General features: G+C 65.5%; 16 protein-coding genes and 1 tRNA gene. 2 read left to right on the top strand and 15 right to left on the bottom strand.

Annotated features, from left to right (window positions below; all coding sequences use genetic code 11):
* Positions 1-55: 55 nt before the first annotated feature.
* Positions 56-3,451, bottom strand: coding sequence for a pyruvate carboxylase (locus BS38_RS0115910; RefSeq protein ID WP_028271712.1), 3,396 nt, complete (start codon positions 3,449-3,451; stop codon positions 56-58).
* 307 nt (positions 3,452-3,758) lie between these two features.
* On the opposite strand from BS38_RS0115910, the gene BS38_RS0115905 reads away from it, so the two are divergent.
* Positions 3,759-4,595 carry a ParA family protein gene (locus BS38_RS0115905; RefSeq protein ID WP_028271711.1) on the top strand — a complete coding sequence of 279 codons (837 nt, stop codon included), beginning with the start codon at positions 3,759-3,761 and terminating at the stop codon, positions 4,593-4,595.
* Positions 4,596-4,722: 127 nt separating this feature from the next.
* Here the strand turns inward: BS38_RS0115905 and BS38_RS0115900 are convergent, their stop codons facing one another.
* From BS38_RS0115900 to gcvH, 5 genes are all read right to left on the bottom strand, one after another.
* A complete protein-coding gene (locus BS38_RS0115900) occupies positions 4,723-5,319 on the bottom strand; it encodes a MerR family transcriptional regulator (protein ID WP_028271710.1) in 597 nt (198 codons plus the stop codon).
* 240 nt (positions 5,320-5,559) lie between these two features.
* Complete coding sequence (locus tag BS38_RS0115895; protein ID WP_028271709.1) at positions 5,560-6,063, bottom strand: bifunctional nuclease family protein; 504 nt, start codon at positions 6,061-6,063, stop codon at positions 5,560-5,562.
* Positions 6,063-6,779, bottom strand: a complete 717-nt coding sequence (ftsR, locus tag BS38_RS0115890; RefSeq protein WP_028271708.1) for a transcriptional regulator FtsR — start codon at positions 6,777-6,779, stop codon at positions 6,063-6,065. The genes BS38_RS0115895 and ftsR overlap by 1 nt, the downstream gene beginning before the upstream one ends.
* Positions 6,780-6,802: 23 nt before the next feature.
* The gene (locus BS38_RS0115885; protein ID WP_028271707.1) at positions 6,803-7,279 is read right to left on the bottom strand and encodes an FHA domain-containing protein; all 477 of its coding nucleotides are present in this window, start codon (positions 7,277-7,279) and stop codon (positions 6,803-6,805) included.
* A gap of 135 nt (positions 7,280-7,414) precedes the next feature.
* Positions 7,415-7,801: a glycine cleavage system protein GcvH gene (gcvH, locus tag BS38_RS0115880; protein ID WP_028271706.1), complete on the bottom strand. Its 387-nt coding sequence runs from the start codon at positions 7,799-7,801 to the stop codon at positions 7,415-7,417.
* A 147-nt stretch (positions 7,802-7,948) separates the two neighbouring features.
* On the opposite strand from gcvH, the gene BS38_RS0115875 reads away from it, so the two are divergent.
* The gene (locus BS38_RS0115875; protein WP_028271705.1) at positions 7,949-8,833 is read left to right on the top strand and encodes an Fpg/Nei family DNA glycosylase; all 885 of its coding nucleotides are present in this window, start codon (positions 7,949-7,951) and stop codon (positions 8,831-8,833) included.
* Between the two features lie 99 nt (positions 8,834-8,932).
* On the opposite strand, the gene BS38_RS0115870 is transcribed toward BS38_RS0115875, so the two are convergent.
* The 9 genes from BS38_RS0115870 to BS38_RS0115830 form a co-directional block, all read right to left on the bottom strand.
* A tRNA-Pro gene (locus tag BS38_RS0115870) sits at positions 8,933-9,009 on the bottom strand.
* Between the two features lie 150 nt (positions 9,010-9,159).
* Positions 9,160-10,710, bottom strand: a complete 1,551-nt coding sequence (gene der / locus BS38_RS0115865) for a ribosome biogenesis GTPase Der (protein WP_028271704.1) — start codon at positions 10,708-10,710, stop codon at positions 9,160-9,162.
* A 10-nt stretch (positions 10,711-10,720) separates the two neighbouring features.
* A complete protein-coding gene (locus tag BS38_RS0115860) occupies positions 10,721-11,404 on the bottom strand; it encodes a lysophospholipid acyltransferase family protein (RefSeq protein WP_028271703.1) in 684 nt (227 codons plus the stop codon).
* Positions 11,405-11,468: 64 nt separating this feature from the next.
* A complete protein-coding gene (cmk, locus tag BS38_RS0115855; RefSeq protein WP_028271702.1) occupies positions 11,469-12,182 on the bottom strand; it encodes a (d)CMP kinase in 714 nt (237 codons plus the stop codon).
* Complete coding sequence (locus tag BS38_RS0115850; RefSeq protein WP_028271701.1) at positions 12,182-13,291, bottom strand: prephenate dehydrogenase; 1,110 nt, start codon at positions 13,289-13,291, stop codon at positions 12,182-12,184. The genes cmk and BS38_RS0115850 overlap by 1 nt, the downstream gene beginning before the upstream one ends.
* 3 nt (positions 13,292-13,294) lie before the next feature.
* Entirely contained in the window at positions 13,295-14,491 is a 1,197-nt protein-coding gene (locus tag BS38_RS0115845) for a pseudouridine synthase (RefSeq protein WP_028271700.1), read from the bottom strand.
* Positions 14,492-14,600: 109 nt separating this feature from the next.
* Positions 14,601-15,284, bottom strand: a complete 684-nt coding sequence (gene scpB / locus BS38_RS0115840) for an SMC-Scp complex subunit ScpB (protein ID WP_081818926.1) — start codon at positions 15,282-15,284, stop codon at positions 14,601-14,603.
* A complete protein-coding gene (locus BS38_RS25350) occupies positions 15,281-16,132 on the bottom strand; it encodes a segregation and condensation protein A (protein ID WP_231511276.1) in 852 nt (283 codons plus the stop codon). Before BS38_RS25350 ends, scpB begins: the two co-directional genes overlap by 4 nt.
* An 8-nt stretch (positions 16,133-16,140) precedes the next feature.
* Positions 16,141-17,040, bottom strand: coding sequence for a ParA family protein (locus BS38_RS0115830; RefSeq protein WP_028271698.1), 900 nt, complete (start codon positions 17,038-17,040; stop codon positions 16,141-16,143).
* Positions 17,041-17,135 lie beyond the last annotated feature (95 nt).

Raw genomic sequence — 17,135 nt, 5'->3', positions numbered from 1 at the left:
CCGGACAACACAAAAGGGGCCTCCCGGCGGGAGGCCCCTTTTGTGTGTGCGTGGGTTACTCGACGACGAGCAGCAGGTCTCCGCCCTGGACCTGTTCCACGGCGCCGACCGCGAGGCGTCCAACGGTGCCCGCCACCGGCGTCGTGATGGAGGCTTCCATCTTCATGGCCTCGATCGTGGCAACGGTGTCGCCGGCATTGACGGCGTCGCCCACCTTGACCGTGAGCGTCACCGCTCCGGCGAACGGTGCGGCGACGTGCCCCGGCTGGCTGGCGTCGGCCTTTTCAGCTGCCTTGACATTGCTGACCACGGAACGGTCGCGGACCACCACTGGCCTGGACTGGCCGTTGAGCGTGCACATGACAGTGCGCATGCCCTTCTCGTCCGGCTCCGACACGGCTTCGAGGGACGCAATCAGGCGGACGCCCTTCTCGAGCTCGATCTCGTGCTCCGCTCCGCGCTGGAGCCCGAAGAGGTAGTCGCGGGTGTCCAGGACGGACAGGTTGCCGTAGGTCTCCACGCTCTTCAGGTAGTCCTTGGTGGGGCCTTCGAAGAGCAGGCGGTTGAGGGTCTGCTGGCGGGTCTTGGAATCACTCTTCAGGGCGGCGCTGTCCTCTGCGCTGAGCTCGGCATCGCGCACCTTGATGCTCCGGCCCTGGAGGGCTTTGGTGCGGAACGGCTCCGGCCAGCCTCCGGGAGGATCACCCAGTTCGCCGGACAGGAACCCGATGACGGAATCGGGGATGTCGTAGCTCTGCGGGTTTTCGTTGAAGTCCGCGGGATCGGCATTGAGGCCGACGAGGTGCAGGGCGAGGTCGCCCACCACCTTCGAGGACGGAGTGACCTTCACAAGGCGGCCCAGGATGCGGTCTGCCGCCGTGTACATGTCCTCGATGGCTTCGAAGCGTTCGCCGAGGCCCAGGGCCATGGCCTGCTGACGCAGGTTGGAGAGCTGGCCGCCCGGAATCTCGTGCTGGTAGACACGGCCGGTGGGACCCGGCAGGCCCGACTCGAACGGAGCGTACACCCGCCGCACTGCCTCCCAGTAGGGTTCCAGCGAGCTGACCTCGGCCAGGCCCAGGCCGGTATCGCGGGGCGTGTGGGCCAGGGCGGCAACCAGGGCGGATGCCGAGGGCTGGCTGGTGGTTCCGGCCAGTGACGCCGAAGCGACGTCCACCGCATCCACCCCGGCATCCACTGCCGCCAGGAGCGTGGCCAGCTGGCCGCCTGCGGTGTCGTGGGTGTGCAGGTGGACCGGAAGGTCGAAGCGTTCACGCAGAGCCGCCACAAGCTTCGCAGCGGCCGCGGGACGCAGCAGCCCTGCCATGTCCTTGATGGCGAGGATGTGGGCGCCGGCGTCGACGATCTTCTGCGCCAGCTCCAGGTAGTAGTCCAGCGTGTACAGCTTTTCGTCGGGGTTGAGCATGTCGCCGGTGTAGCAGAGGGCAACTTCAGCGACGGCGGTGCCGGTGGCGCGGACGGCGCGGATGGCCGGAGCCATCTGGTTGACGTCGTTGAGGGCGTCGAAGATCCGGAAGATGTCGATGCCGGTTGCCGCAGCCTCGTTGACGAATGCCTCGGTGACTTCCTCGGGGTACGGGGTGTAGCCCACGGTGTTGCGGCCCCGGAGCAGCATCTGCAAACAGATGTTGGGCAGTGCCTTGCGTAGCGCGGCAAGCCTGTCCCAGGGGTCCTCGCCGAGGAACCGCAGGGCGACGTCGTACGTGGCACCGCCCCAGGCTTCCACGGACAGCAGTTCGGGAAGCAGCGCGGATACGGCAGGGCCGGCTGCCACCAGGTCGCGGGTGCGGACCCGGGTGGCCAGCAGCGACTGGTGGGCGTCACGGAACGTGGTGTCGGTGACGGCGACCGCGTTCTGGTCGCGCAGGGCCTTGGCGAAGGCCTCGGGACCCAGCTCGAGCAGGCGCTGGCGTGAACCCTTGGGGGCGGGGGTGTCCCCCACTGCGGGGAGCTTGGCCGCGGGGTTCGAGTGGACCGTCAGTTCGCCGTTGGGCTTGTTGACGGTGACCTCTGCCAGCCAGGTCAGCAGCTTGGTGCCGCGGTCCGCCGAGACGCGGGCCTTGAGCAGCTCCGGGCGCTGGTCAATGAAGTTGGTGGCAACATCGCCGGCGATGAAGTCCGCGTCGTCCAGGACGGCCTGCAGGAAGGAGATGTTGGTGGAGACGCCGCGGATGCGGAATTCCGCCAGGGCGCGCCGGGCGCGGGCGACGGCTGCGGGGTAGTCGCGGCCGCGGCAGGTCAGCTTGACCAGCATGGAGTCGAAGTGCGGGCTGATCTCGGCACCCGAGTAGACGGTGCCGCCGTCGAGCCGTACACCGGCGCCGCCGGCGGAACGGTAACCGGTGATCTTTCCGACGTCGGGGCGGAAGCCGTTGGCCGGATCCTCGGTGGTGATGCGGCACTGCAGTGCGGCGCCCTTGAGCTGGACGGTTTCCTGTGACAGGCCAAGGTCAGCGAGCGTTTCGCCGGACGCAATGCGCAGCTGCGCCTGGACCAGGTCCACGTCGGTGACTTCCTCGGTGACCGTGTGCTCCACCTGGATGCGCGGGTTCATCTCGATGAACACGTGCTGGCCGGCGCGTTCGCCGACGGTGTCCACGAGGAATTCCACCGTGCCTGCGTTGACGTAGTTGAGCGCCTTGGCGAACTTCACGGCATCCCGGTAGAGCGCCTGGCGGATGCCCTCATCCAGGTTCGGCGCCGGAGCGATTTCCACGACCTTCTGGTGGCGGCGCTGGATGGAACAGTCGCGCTCGAAGAGGTGCATGATGTTGCCCTCGGCATCGGCCAGGATCTGGACCTCGATGTGGCGGGGGCGGAGAACTGCCTGCTCCAGGAACATGGTGGGGTCGCCGAACGCGGCGTCAGCCTCGCGCATGGCAGCCTGCAGCGCTTCCGGGAGAGCCTCACGGGTGTCCACACGGCGCATGCCGCGGCCTCCACCGCCGGCAACGGCCTTGGCGAAAATGGGGAAGCCGATGACGTCTGCGGCGGCGATCAGTTCGTCCAGGTCCTTGGAGGGCTGGCTCGACTTGAGGACGGGAACACCGGCGGCGCGTGCTGCTTCGAGGGCAGCCACCTTGTTTCCGGCCAGTTCAAGGACCTCAGCCGGCGGACCAACAAAGGTGATGCCGGCCTCTTTGGCGGCCCGGGCCAGACGCGGGTTTTCCGACAGGAAGCCGTACCCGGGGTAAATGGCGTCGGCGCCGGCCTCCTTGGCCACGCGAATCACTTCGTCTACATCGAGATACGCCCGGACAGGGTGGCCCTCTTCGCCGATCAGGTACGCTTCATCAGCCTTCTGGCGGTGGATGGAGTTACGGTCCTCATTGGGGAACACGGCGACAGTCTTGGCACCCAGCTCGTAGCCGGCACGGAAGGCGCGGATCGCGATTTCGCCGCGGTTAGCCACCAGAATCTTGGAAAACATACTTCTCCTGCATCATCGCGGGTGTATCGGTAAGTGGTCACAGTGTGTAAGACGGGCGCGGGGAAACACAAATCATTGTGTCGACCATCACAGAATTATCCGTCATGCAGGCCGGTTTAGGCAGGCCAATCCGGCAACCGGTGTCCTCCTGCGCGTGGGATGCGCCGCACAGCCGCCCGATGAAACGGGATTCGACACCTCGGCAACATATGATGAGTCGGGGGCGCTTACGGGCGCCCTCCGCTCCGGGGAGCCGGAGCCGGCACTACCCCAACACGGCAACCGGCGTTAGGTATTGGTTTTTCAAGTGCAAGTAGTCAGCATCAGCAGCCTCAAAGGCGGGGTCGGCAAAACTTCCGTCACCACCGGATTGGCATCTGCGGCCCTGGCCGCCGGCATCCCCACCCTTGTGGTGGACCTTGATCCGCACGCGGATGCCAGCACGGCGCTGGGCGTCCAGCCGGATGACCAGCTGGACATCGGCAGGATGCTCAAGAGTCCCCGCCGCGCCCGCCTGTCGGAAAACGTCGTCACCAGCAGCTGGGTGGCCCGGGAAAACTATAACGGTGCCCGGCCCGCCGTCCTGGACGTCGCTGTGGGCTCCGCTTATACGGGAATCTACGATCGCCCGGATCTGGGCCGCCGGGACCTGCGCAGGCTTTCGGCAGTCCTCGCCGGCACGGACAAGTACCAGCTGATCCTGGTTGACTGCCCGCCGTCGCTGAACGGGCTGACCCGGATGGCATGGTCCGCCAGCGACAAAGTGGCCCTCGTCGCCGAACCGGGCCTGTTCTCGGTGGCCGGCACGGAGCGCACCATGCGCGCCATCCAGCTGTTCCGCCAGGAGTTCGCCCCGAACCTCTCCCCCGCCGGCATTATTGCGAACCGCGTCCGCTCGGGTTCGTCCGAGCACGCCTTCCGGCTCACGGAGATGCAGTCGATGTTCGGTGAGCTGTTGCTGACCCCGCACATTCCGGAGCAGGCAAACTGGCAGCAGATCCAGGGTGCGGCGCATTCCGTGCACCACTGGCCGGGGGATTCCGCAAAGAACGCGGCCAGCCTCTTCAACACGCTCCTCGACAACCTCCTGGCCTCCAACGGCGCCGATTCGGCCGCAGCCCTCCGGGAACGCAGCCTCCGCTAGCGGGTCGGCGGCGTCGAAGCACGCACGGCCTGAACACACGGCTGAATGAGAATGGCCGCCTTCCCGAGGGAAGGCGGCCATTCTTTTTGGCTCTGATCGTTAAGGCACGGATCGATACGGTACGGGCTCAGCCGGTCTTCCGGGCTGCCCGGCGCTTGCTGAGCTCGTCATCCGGAAAGGACTGCTCGACGACGTGTTCGCTGGGAAGAGCCGCGAGGCTGCCTTCCACTTCGCGCCACACCCGGCCGACCGCGATCCCGAAGACGCCCTGGCCGCCCTGCACCAGATCTATGACCTCATCCGCGGACGTGCACTCGTAGACGCTCGCGCCGTCGCTCATAAGAGTGATCTGGGCGAGGTCCTCAACGCCGCGTTCCCGCAAGTGCTCCACGGCGGAACGGATCTGCTGCAGTGATACTCCGGTGTCCAGCAGCCGCTTGACCACTTTCAGCACCAGGATGTCGCGGAAACCGTAGAGCCGCTGCGAGCCGGAACCGGCGGCGCCCCGCACGGCAGGCTCAACGAGGCCCGTGCGTGCCCAGTAGTCGAGCTGGCGGTAGGTGATGCCCGCGGCCTTGCAGGCGGTGGGTCCGCGGTAGCCCGCGTCTTCGTCGAGGACGGGAAGGTCCTCCGTGAAGAGGAGGCCCTGGGCGCCGCTCGCAGGCAGGGCTACGCCAGCCGTTGACGCCTGCTTTAGCTCGCCCGCTTCGCCTTTCGGACTCACGTGGATCCTCCTCGTCGTATGCTCCCCTAGGGAAGTCGCAGCAACAGCGAACACAGATCTGAAATTCATCCGTGTAATTCAGCCGGGGCTGCACATTCCAGTGTGACTTGCGCGGCTGTTGTATGCAATGGGAACTTGATACTTCGACGTTAGGCCCGACGCGCCCCAAGGTCAAAGATGCTGGCCCCATTTCGGGGGCGTGTCGAAAGTTTCATCCTCAACTTTAACCTTAACGTGATCTCAGCCGTCGAAATCTTCCGGCTCCACGTCGTCCAGGAACTCCCGGAAGCGCCGCAGTTCGCGTTCCTCGTCCACAGTGGGACCCGGCTCTGTGTCTTCACCTTCATCGTGCTCGGTGATCCGGACCCCGGCCTCGTCCATCACCGAATCGGCGCACCAGATACGGCACTTGGCCCGCAGCGCCAGGGCAAGGGCGTCCGAAGCCCTGGAGCTGACGGTGGTGCCGTTTTCAAACTGCAGCTGTCCGTAGAAGATGTTGTCTTCGACGGCGACGATGTTCACGCTGACGATGGAGTGGCCCAGCGTTTCGACGACGTCGATCAGGAGGTCGTGCGTCATGGGCCGCGGCGGGACCACACCCTGCTGGGCCAGGGCGATGGCGCTGGCTTCCGGGGTGCCAATCCAGATGGGCACGTGCCGTTCGCCGTGGATTTCCCGCAGGAGCACCAGTGGCTGGTTGGACGGCAGTTCGATCCTCACACCCACGATCTCGACTTCAATCATCAGATATCCATTCGCGATATACGGTCCTGCACCAGGGCGCGGTGCAGCGTCAGGCAGAGATCACTTATTTCCCGGGCCGCTTCGGCGGCACGGGCGTGGGATGCAGCGTCCTTGCGGGAGGTCAGCGGCGCGACGGCCCGCTCCACCAGCCCGAACTCCCGCTCCGCGGCGGCCTGGAAGGGACGCAGGTGGCGAGGTTCGAGGCCGTGGCTTTCCAGCTGGACGCATGCGCGGGCCACCTGCAGGGCGTGTTCATCAAACTTGCCGTTGACGTGGCCGATGAGGCCGAATTCGAGGAGGGAGCGCAGCAGCGGCACGCTGGCTCCGGACTCGGCCCGAAGTTGATCCTCGCTCAGCCTGCGAACCTTGTTCTGGAGTTCGCTGGCGAGCTCGTCCGAGACGATACGCGGGGAGACCGTGACGCCGGGCGGAAGGTTCTCGGGGCGTTCGCCGCGGTCGATGGCGTCGAGGTAGTCCTTGATGACCTTCAGCGGAAGGTACTGGTCGCGCTGGAGTGCCAGCACGAATCGGAGCCGCTCAACATCCGTGTCCGCATACTGCCGGTAGCCGGCGGGAGTGCGTTGCGGGTTGATCAGGCCTTTTTCCTCAAGGAACCTGATTTTGGACGCAGTCATCCCGGGAAAGTCGTCGCTCAGCTGCGCGAGTACTTCCCCGATGTTCAGGACCTGGGGTCCGCGCCGTTCCGGTTGTGCCAGTGCCACAGGCAGCTACCCCGGGATCAGACGTTGCCTGCTGCGCGGGCAGGGCTGAGGTAGAAAGTGAGACGGAACTTGCCGATCTGGACCTCATTACCGGACTTGAGTTCGACGCTGTCCACGCGGTCGTGATTGACGTAGGTTCCGTTGAGGCTGCCCGTATCAACCACTTCGAAGCTCCGCGCTGTCCGGCGGAATTCGACGTGGCGGCGGGATACCGTGACGTCGTCCAGGAAGATGTCCGCATCCGGGTGCCTTCCGGCGGTGGTGACGTCGGAGTCCAACAGGAACCGTGCACCGGTGTTGGGGCCGCTGTGGGCCACCAGGAGCGCCGAACCGAACGGAAGGGCTTCAACGGCCACCCGCTCTTCCGGAGCGAGCTTGCGCGCGATGGTCGGCTCGTCACGGATTGGCGTGAGGTGGATCGAGGTGGTCTCCGAAGCTTTCACTCCGCCCGTGCCGTAATCATCACCGCTGTGGCTATTTTCGTGACCAACCATGGAGTCCTCCTTTTCCGTTGCAGATGTCCCCCTGCAAACAACGCGTGCCCTCCGGAAAAGCCTGGCAGATCCGGTACTACGGCGTGTCGTCCGGCTGTCAATCCCTCAACAGCCGGACCTCCAAGCCGGTTATCTTTAGCCTACCTGTTGTTCGTACTCCGATGCACTGAGCAGGGACTCCACTGCATCAGCCTCTGCGAGCTTGACCTCAATCAGCCAGCCTTCACCATAGGGATCGCTGTTAATGAGCGCCGAATCGGTGTCCAGGGCTTCGTTCCTGGCGACGACTTCGCCGCTGACCGGGGCGTAGATGTCACTGACGCTCTTGGTGGACTCAACCTCGCCCACGACCTCGTTTGCCGTCACCTTGGTGCCGACTTCAGGCATCTGCGCGTACACAACGTCGCCCAGTGCGTCCTGGGCAAAATCGGTGATGCCTACCCGCACCACGCCGTCGGCGTTGGGGGCGGTCACCCACTCGTGTTCGGCAGTGTAGGACAGGTCTTCGGGAATGTTGCTCATCAGGGGCCTTTCATCGGGTCAACCAGGAATGTTGGTCAATCAGCAATGTCAACGGAGGTCTGCAGAACAAGCCGCCGCTGAAAGTATATGCATACCAACATCCCCCGCAGGGAGTACCGTGTCGGACCCTTGTGGCACAGTAGTGACATGCCAGAACTTCCCGAAGTGGCCGGGCTGAGCGCTTTCCTGGGCGCCCGGCTTCGCGGAGCCGTGCTGACGAAAATCCAGGTGGTGTCGTTTGCAGTCCTCAAGACCGCAGACCCGCCGTATACGGCGATGGAGGGGCGCACCATCTCCGGCGTGCAGCGCCGTGGAAAGTTCATCATCCTGGAGGCAGACGGGATCTTCCTTGCGTTCCATCTGGCCAAGGCCGGCTGGCTGCGGTACACGGAATCGCCGTCGAACGCCGTGCTGGCGCGCGGCAAGGGATATATCGCGGCGAGGCTGGAGTTCGTCAGGCCGGACCCCGGCGGCGGCGAAACCCATCTCGGCATCGACCTGACCGAGGCAGGCACCAAAAAGAGCCTTGCCCTGTATGTGGTCAGGGATCCGGAAGCGATTCCCGGCATCGCCACCCTGGGCCCCGATCCGCTGGACGCCTCGTTCAGCCTGGACGTTTTCGCCGAGATTCTTTCCTCAAGCACCCAGCAGATTAAGGGACTGTTACGGAATCAGGGGGTGATCGCCGGGATCGGCAACGCGTACAGCGACGAAATCCTGCACGCGGCCCGGATCTCCCCCTTCGCCATCGCAAAGTCCCTGGACCCGGAGGCCGTCCGCGTCCTCTACGACTCCATCCACAGCGTTCTGGTCGCTGCCGTCACCGAGGCCGTGGGCAAGCCGCCGAACGAACTGAAGGACGCCAAGCGGAGCACCATGCGCGTCCACGGCCGGACGGGCCAGGAGTGCCCCGTCTGCGGGGACACGGTCCGGGAAGTGTCATTTGCCGACCGGGCGCTGCAGTATTGCGCCACCTGCCAGACCGGCGGCAAGATCCTTGCGGACCGGCGCACGTCACGCTTCCTGAAATAGCGGCCGGCAAAAACCCGGCGGCGAAACGGTCCGGGCCTGCACATAGAAAAACCGCCCCGCGTCCGGGATATTTCCCGGATACGGAGCGGTTGTTCATGCTGGTCGGGCTGACAGGATTTGAACCTGCGACCCCTTGACCCCCAGTCAAGTGCGCTACCAAGCTGCGCTACAGCCCGTTAGTTCCGCCGTTCTCCGCCTCGGTTGTCCTCCTGGGTTACCCCGGGATTTTTACCTCAGCAGTCCGGCCGAACCACCTCCAAAAGCTTACACGATTCCGGAGGGTGCAAGTGACACTTTGCGGGTGTCACCGGCGAGGTGTGTCGTAATTAACGCTTCTTGCCGCGCTTTTCACGAACACGCATGTTGACCTCAATGGGCGTTCCCTCGAAACCGAAGGTTTCGCGGAGGCGCCTGGTGATGAACCGGCGGTATCCGGGGTCCAGGAACCCGGTGGTGAACAGCACAAATTTCGGCGGACGGCTGGAGGCCTGGGTGCCGAAGAGGATGCGGGGCTGCTTGCCGCCGCGAACCGGGTGCGGGTGCGCGGCCACCAGTTCCCCGAGGAACGCGTTCAGGCGTCCGGTGGGGATGCGCTTGTCCCAGCTTTCCAGTGCCGTGTCCAGCGCCGGAACCAGCCGGTCCTTGTGCCAGCCGGTCAGCGCGGAAATGTTGACGCGCGGCGCCCAGGCAACGTGCGCCAGGTCCTGCTCGATTTCACGCTCCAGGTAGGTGCGGCGTTCGTCGTCCAGCAGGTCCCATTTGTTGAACGCGAGAACCAGGGCGCGGCCGGATTCGATGGCCAGCTGCAGGATGCGGACATCCTGTTCGCTGAGCACTTCGTCCACCGCAAGGAGCACGACGGCGACCTCCGCCTTTTCGAGTGCGCTCTGCGTGCGCAGTGAGGCGTAGAAGTCTGCGCCCTGTGCCATGTGCTGGCGGCGGCGGATGCCCGCGGTGTCGACGAAGCGCCAGGTGCGGCCGCCGAGTTCGATGAACTCATCGACCGGGTCGCGGGTGGTGCCGGCGGTGTTGTCCACGACAACGCGCTCGGAACCGGCCAGTTTGTTCAGCAGCGAGGACTTGCCCACGTTCGGACGCCCGATCAGGGCGATGCGGCGCGGGCCGCCGGAGCGCTCGAGGCCTTCGATCGTGGAGTACTCGGGCAGGGTGTCCATGACGTGGTCAAGGAGGTCGGCCACGCCGCGGCCGTGCAGCGCCGAGACCGGGTACGGCTCGCCGAAGCCAAGGCCCCAGAGCGTTGCCGAGTCGGCTTCCTGGGCGAAGTCATCCACTTTATTGGCCACCATGATGACCGGTTTCTTGGACTTCCGGAGCATCTTCACGACTGCTTCGTCCGTGGCGGTGGCGCCCACGGCGGAGTCGACGACGAACAGCACGGCGTCCGCGAGTTCCACGGCCATCTCGGCCTGTTCCGCGACGCGTGCGTGGATGCCGCGTGCATCGTGTTCCCAGCCGCCGGTGTCCACCACCGTGAAGTTCCGGCCGTTCCAGGTGGCCGAGTACATCACACGGTCACGCGTGACACCGGGGGTGTCTTCCACCACGGCTTCGCGGCGGCCGAGGATGCGGTTCACCAGGGTGGACTTGCCCACGTTGGGCCGGCCGATGATCGCGAGGACCGGGTCGAGCTTGACCGGACCGTCGAAGTCCTCGTCGTCGTAGTGGCCGCTCAGGAGGGCGGCGTCATCCTCGTCCAGTTCGTAGTCGTCCAGGCCGGCCCGGAGGGATGCGGCCCGAAGCTCTGCCTCGTCATCGTCCAGGGCAGCAAGATGCTCCGCCACCTGGTCCGTGCCGGTGGGCGTGTATTCGTCTTCGCCGGCGCCAAATTTGCCGGAGGCTTGAGTCGTATCGCTCATTGCACTTTCCTTAGTGGTGATCTGCCGGCGTCCCGGCTACTTCTTCATGACGTTCTTGCGGGGAATCCGCGCCGGGCAAAGGCTGCCCGCTGATTTGTATCGTTTGCTGGACATGCCGTGCCAGGGCAGCGCGGATCTCATTTCCCGCCCTGTCCATTGAAGCACGCCCCGTCTCGCCGGGCCTGCGCCCGATATCCACGGCCTCGCCGAAGCTGACGTGCAGCCGCCGGCCGGGCCGCGGAACGGCGTCGAGGTGTTCGCCGGCGATCCTGGTTCCCAGGATCGCGACGGGGACCACCGTCGCGCTGGAGTTCAGCGCAAGCCAGGCGACCCCGTTGTTGATGCTGGAGGCCTCGCCGCTCCCCCGCGTTCCTTCGGGGAGGATGCCGACGCACCGGCCGGCGTCGAGCGCTTTTTTGCTCAGCTGCAGGGCGGCGCGATCGCCGGAGCGGTCAACCGGCAGCTGGCCGGAGGCCGTGAGGACCCGTCCCAGGAAGCCCTTGAACATTTCCTTCTTGACCAGGATGTGCATGGGGCGCGGTGACGCGCCGAACATCACCGGTCCGTCCAGGAAACTGATGTGGTTCGCTGCGAAGATCACGGGACCTCCGGTTGGAACGTTCTGCCGGCCGTGGACAGTCGTCCGGTAGACGATGTGGTCCAGGAACCAGCCGACCGGCCGGCTCCAGGCCATGGTCCAGGCGCCCGGAAGGTCGCGACGGGCCGCCGGAAGGGTCAGCGGAGTCCGGCCGCCTGCGTCAGTCACGGTTCAACACCTTGTTGACTATTCCCAGGGCCGCGTCGACGGTGCCGTCGAAGTCCAGGTCCGAAGAGTCCAGGGTGACCACCCCGTCCGCCGCGGTGGTGAAGTTGACGACGGTCGAGTCCTTGGCGTCGCGCTGCGTGACCTGGGCGGCCAGCTGCTCTGCGCTCTGCGTTCCGCCCAGCTGGACGCCCCGGCGGCGGAGCCTGGCTTCCTCGCTGGCGGTCAGCAGCATGCGGACTTCGGCGCCGGGAGCGACGACGGTGGTAATGTCGCGTCCTTCCACCACGATGCGGCGGTGGTGGACCTCAATCAGCTCACGCTGCCGGCGCACCAGTTCCTTCCGCGCACCGAGGGTGGTGGCGATGGCACTGACGGCCGAGGAGATGGCCGGTTCCCGGATCGCCTCGGTGACGTCCGTGCCGCCGACACGGACGTATTCCTCGTTCGGGGTGGTGCTGACGTCCAGCGGCAGGTCCTCGGAGGCCTGCTCGATGGCCGCGGCGTCGGTCAGGTCGATGCCCTGGTCCAGGCAGTACCAGGTCAGCGCACGGTACATGGCACCGGTGTCCAGGTAGGCAAGGCGCAGCCGCCGTGCCACTTCCCTGCTGACGCTTGATTTTCCGGACCCCGACGGTCCGTCGATGGCGACGACCAGCGGCCTGCCCTGGCGAAGCATGGGCACGGTATCGATGAGTTCCTGTGTCATTACTGCAGTACCCGCCATCCACGGTCGTTGAGTGCTTCGATGAGCAGATCATGTTTGTTGGGCAAAACCGACAGTTCCACCATGCCCACATTCTGCCCGGAGGAATGATCCAGCCGCAGGTCTTCGAGGTTGACCCCGATTTCGCCGATCTCCGTCAGGAGGCGGGCGATCTGTCCCGGCTTGTCGTCCACCAGGACGGTCAGCCAGGAATAGGCCTGCGGGGGTCCGCCGTGCTTGCCCGGAATGCGGGACTGCCCGGCGTTGCCCTCGCTGATCAGCTGCGCCAGGTCAAGGCGGGCACCGGGGGCTGCCGGATCTTCGAGGGTCCCGATCAGCCGGTTGAGGTCGTCACGCACGCCGTGCAGGATGTCCACCATCGGGCCCGCATTGGCGCCCAGGATCTGCACCCACAGCGTGGGATCACTCGCCGCGATCCGGGTGACGTCGCGCAGGCCGTTTCCGGCCAGGGACAGCGCGTGCATGGGCGTGCCCTGCAGCCGGCTGGCCACCAGCGATGACATCACCTGGGGAAGGTGGGACACGAGCGCCACGGCCTGGTCATGTTCTTCGGCGCCGAACTGCGTGACCACGGCGCCCAGGTCGGTCGCCAGGGCGCGGGCGGCCTGCAGGGCACCGGGCGACGTTTCCCCGGAAGGGCAGACCACCCACGGCATGGAGGTAAAAAGCTCACCGCGGGCCGCGACGGGTCCTGACTTTTCCCGGCCTGCCATGGGATGCGTTCCCACGTATCGGGCGAGGTCCACGCCGCGTCCCCGAAGGTCGGCCAGGATACCGGCCTTGACGCTGGCGATGTCCACCACCGTTGCCGCGGGGTAGTCAGCCAGTGAGCTTTCCACCACGTCCGCCGTTACGTCCGGGGGCACGGCCACCACAACGAGTTCAGGCTGCTCGTCGCCAAGGCGCGACAACGGAAGGCCTGCCCCGATATCGACGGCGACAGCCTGGTTGGTGGGGGAAGGGTCGGACAGGAACACGGACACGCCGCGCCCCCGCAGTCCGAGACCGATGCTGGTTCCCAGCAGTCCGGTTCCGATAACCACTACCGGGCCGTTCAGGTGCCCGCGGCCGTGGGCGTGAAAGGCAGACATAAGCTACAGCCCTACGGATGCCAGCAGGTGGCCGACTTCCTGCTTGCCGAGGTTGCGGATGCTCCCCTGGCGCTGGTCTCCCAGGCCGATGGGGCCCACCTTGACGCGGACGAGCCGGAGTACCGGGAAGCCCACAGCGTCGAAGAGGCGGCGCACGATGCGGTTCTTGCCCGAGTGCAGCACAACCTCGATCAGCACGTGGCCCGGCGTGGAGTCCACCAGCTTGAACGAGTCCACCGAGGCGAACCCGTCCTCCAGTTCAACACCGGCCTTGAGCTGCGCGCCGATTCCCTGGGGGAAGGGGCCGCGGACCTGGACCAGGTACGTCTTGGGTACCTCGTAGGACGGGTGCGTCAGACGGTTGGCGAGTTCGCCGTCGTTCGTCAGCAGCAGCAGTCCCTCGGTGGCGACGTCGAGGCGTCCCACGTGGAAGAGGCGTTCGCCGTGCGTGTTGCGGACGAAGTCGCTGATGCACGGACGGCCGTCCGGGTCCTCCATGGTGGACACAACGCCCTTGGGCTTGTTGAACACCATGTAGACCATGTTTTCATCCAGCTGGATGCGGAGCCCGTCAACGTGGATCACTGCCGTTTTCGGGTCGACGCGGACGCCGAGCTCGGTGACCACCTTGCCGTCCACTTCAACGCGGCCTTCGGAGATCATTTCCTCGCAGACGCGCCGTGAAGCGACGCCGGCTGAGGCCATGACCTTCTGCAGGCGGATGCCGTCGGCGTCGTGCATTTCGGACTGCGGAACATCGCCGCGGGGTCCGCGCTTGCGCGAAGGCTTGCGGACGGGGCCGAGGTTCTGTCCGAACCGTTCGCCGCCGAAAGCGCGCGTACCGAAGGTTTTGGCTGACGCGGACCGCGGCTTGGGCTTGAGGGCGCCGGGCGTGCCTGGCTCCTTGCCGGCGCCGGGCTTCCGTGAACCGGGCTTCCGGGCGGCAGGTTTGCCCTGCTTCCAGTCAGCGGCTGCCGGGCGGTCTGCCGGTGCGCCGGCCGGACCCTGCAGGTCCGGATCGATGAAGGCCTCTTCGCGAGGCTTGGGGCGTTTGAAGGGGCGGTCGCCGCCTCCTTTGTAGCCGGCGGCGCCGCCTGCGCGGCTGGCACCGCCCTGTACCGGGCGTCCGGCTTTATTGTGTCCGGCGCTGTTGCGTCCCGAACTGTTACGTGGTGAACCCTGGCGTCCCGCCTGTGTCATGACCCGTCCTTCGTTATGGTGGCCGGCGATGGTTGTCTCCCGACAACCCTAGCCAGCCGGGCGGATTAAGTCCGCCCTGGTGGATACTCGTGCGCAGGCGTAAATGTGCCTACATTCTTCCGGCGTCGTAGAACTCTTCGATGCCTTCAAGCCCCGGAAGATGGAGTGAAAGCTGCGGCAACTCAGCCACCGAGCCGATTCCCATGCGTTCCAGGAAATACGACGTCGTACGGTAGAGGATGGCCCCGGATTCGGGATCGGTCCCCGAGTCTTCGATCAGTCCCCGCTGCATCAGCGTCCGCACGACAGAGTCAACATTAACTCCTCGAATTGCAGACACCCTGGCCCTTGATACGGGCTGGCGGTAAGCGATGACGGCGAGCGTTTCCAGCGCCGCCTGCGTCAGCCTGGCTGTCTGTCCTTCCAGCACGAATCCGCCAACGACATCGGCGAAATCCGCGCGGGAATAGATGCGCCAGCCTCCGGCGATATTCCGCAATTCAAAACCCCGGGGTCTGGATTTGTGGCCAGCAGTGGTGATCACAGCGGCAACGTCCGAGTCCGGGGCATTAACAGTATAGCCGTTATACTCGCGCTGAAGTTCCGCGAGCAACTGCTCGACGGCGTCCACCGTCAGGTTGAGTCCTGCGGCCAGCTCGACGGCGGTGGCCGGCTGGTCGATGACCATCAGCACTGCCTCGATGGCGGCGCGGGCGCCGCCGGGGAGTTCGGCGACGTCCACTCCCGTGTCCGCTTCCCCGCGGGCGGCCGGATCCGGCGTCGTGTCGCTCAAGTCTCCTCCTCGTATTGCTCGCTGTATTCCTCGGTCAGATTTTCGCTGTTCCAGTCGTTGGTTCCCGCCGTCCAGTGCACCGTCAGGTCGCCCAGGGGAAGGATCTGGTCGAAGCCGACCACCTTGTCCCGGAACATTTCCAGCAGCGCCAGGAAGCGCGCCACCACAACCAGCGTTGATTCGGCGTCGGCGGTGAGGGCCCGGAACGACAACGGCCTTCCGGCCTGGAGCTTCAGTCCCAGGATTTCGGCCTGTTCCTTCACGCTGACGGCGCTGCCGTGCAGGTGCGCCAGGCCGACTTCGCTCGGCGTCGCCTCCTTAGGCACCAGCGCGGCTTCCGCCAGGGCGGCAAACTGTCCGGGAGTGTGCCGCCAGACGAGCTCCGGCAGCAATGCCGCGAACTGTGCCTCCAGGGCAACCTGCCGGGGGAAACTGCGGGCCTCCAGCTCCAGGGTGGTGTTGATCAGCCCGGCCACATGCTTGAAGGCTTTGTATTGGAGCAGGCGGGCGAAGAGCAGGTCCCGCGCTTCGAGCAGTGCGACGTCTTCATCATCCTCGACCTCGCCGGCCGGCAGGAGCCGGGCGGCCTTGAGGTCCAGGAGCGTGGCGGCGATGACCAGGAATTCGCTGGCCTCGTCCAGCGCCCACTCCTCGCCCAGCTGTTGGAGGTTCCTGATGTACTTGATGAATTCATCAGTCACGGTGGCGAGGGCCACTTCGGTGATGTCCAGCTGATGTTTGCTGATCAGGCCGAGCAGCAGGTCAAAGGGACCGGTGAAGTTGGCCAGCCGCACTTCGAAGCCGGCCTTCTTCGATGGCTCCGTCTGCGGGGTGACTGCCAGTGCCACGGCTATGGCTAGGGCGCGCCGCCGCGCGAAATCAGCTCTTTGGCCAGGCGGCGGTATGCGTCGGCGCCGATGTGGTTGGCGGCGTAGCTGGTGATGGGTTCCGCGGCCACGGTGGCGTCGGCAAACTTGATGGAGCGCTTGATAACGGTCTCGAAGACTTTGTCCCCGAACGCTTCCACGAGCCTGCTGATGACCTCGCGGCTGTGCAGGGTGCGGGCGTCGTACATGGTGGCCAGCACTCCGTCCACCTGGAGCCTGGGGTTCAGCCGGTCCTGGACCTTGTCGATGGTTTCCACCAGCAGGGCCACGGCCCGGAGTGCAAAGAACTCGCAGATCAGCGGAATGATGACACCGTGGGCCGCCGTGAGGGCGTTGACGGTCAGCAGCCCCAGTGAGGGCTGGCAGTCAATCAGGACGACATCGTAGTCGTCCTCAACCTTCTTCAGGGCCCGGTCCAGCACCTGTTCGCGGGCAACTTCATTGACGAGCTGCACTTCCGCGGCGGAGAGGTCGATGTTCGCCGGCAGCAGGTCAACGTTCTCGACGCCGGTGTGCTGGATGGCGTCCCGGATGTCCACCTTGCGGTCCATCAGGACGTTGTAGACCGTCAGGTCCAGTTCATGCGGATTGGTTCCGAGGCCCGCGGACAGAGCGCCCTGGGGATCGAAATCCACCAGCAGGACACGGCGGCCGTATTCGGCGAGCGCGGCGGCCAGATTAATGGTGGAGGTCGTTTTGCCGACGCCGCCCTTCTGGTTCACCATCGCGATCACACGCGCGGGGCCGTGGGACGACAGCGGCGCAGGCTCGGGAAATTCGCGGTAGGGGCGCCCGGTAGGACCCATGACGGCGTCTTCCAGATCGAGTTCGGTGCCTTCCAGAGTTGCTGAACCCTGCTCGCTGCTCACGTATCTATCCACACTTTCGATGACGTTGATGTCCTGCCGCTGAAAGTTCAGCGCCTATGGTTCTTCCCACCAAGGTTACAGCGCCGCATCCGTGA

The organism is Arthrobacter sp. UNC362MFTsu5.1 (assembly GCF_000685965.1).
In the GTDB taxonomy this organism is placed as follows: Bacteria; Actinomycetota; Actinomycetes; order Actinomycetales; family Micrococcaceae; genus Arthrobacter.
The sequence above is the reverse complement of the archived record's forward strand: the minus strand, read 5'-3'. Positions and strand labels throughout refer to the sequence as shown.

Coding starts and splice junctions, on each gene's coding strand:
- BS38_RS0115910 (WP_028271712.1), bottom strand. CDS start 3,451: ATGTTTTCCAAGATTCTGGTGGCTAACCGCGGCGAAATCGCGATCCGC.
- BS38_RS0115895 (WP_028271709.1), bottom strand. CDS start 6,063: ATGATTGAAGTCGAGATCGTGGGTGTGAGGATCGAACTGCCGTCCAAC.
- BS38_RS0115885 (WP_028271707.1), bottom strand. CDS start 7,279: ATGGTTGGTCACGAAAATAGCCACAGCGGTGATGATTACGGCACGGGC.
- gcvH (WP_028271706.1), bottom strand. CDS start 7,801: ATGAGCAACATTCCCGAAGACCTGTCCTACACTGCCGAACACGAGTGG.
- BS38_RS0115875 (WP_028271705.1), top strand. CDS start 7,949: ATGCCAGAACTTCCCGAAGTGGCCGGGCTGAGCGCTTTCCTGGGCGCC.
- der (WP_028271704.1), bottom strand. CDS start 10,710: ATGAGCGATACGACTCAAGCCTCCGGCAAATTTGGCGCCGGCGAAGAC.
- BS38_RS0115860 (WP_028271703.1), bottom strand. CDS start 11,404: ATGGCCTGGAGCCGGCCGGTCGGCTGGTTCCTGGACCACATCGTCTAC.
- cmk (WP_028271702.1), bottom strand. CDS start 12,182: ATGACACAGGAACTCATCGATACCGTGCCCATGCTTCGCCAGGGCAGG.
- BS38_RS0115850 (WP_028271701.1), bottom strand. CDS start 13,291: ATGTCTGCCTTTCACGCCCACGGCCGCGGGCACCTGAACGGCCCGGTA.
- BS38_RS0115845 (WP_028271700.1), bottom strand. CDS start 14,491: ATGACACAGGCGGGACGCCAGGGTTCACCACGTAACAGTTCGGGACGC.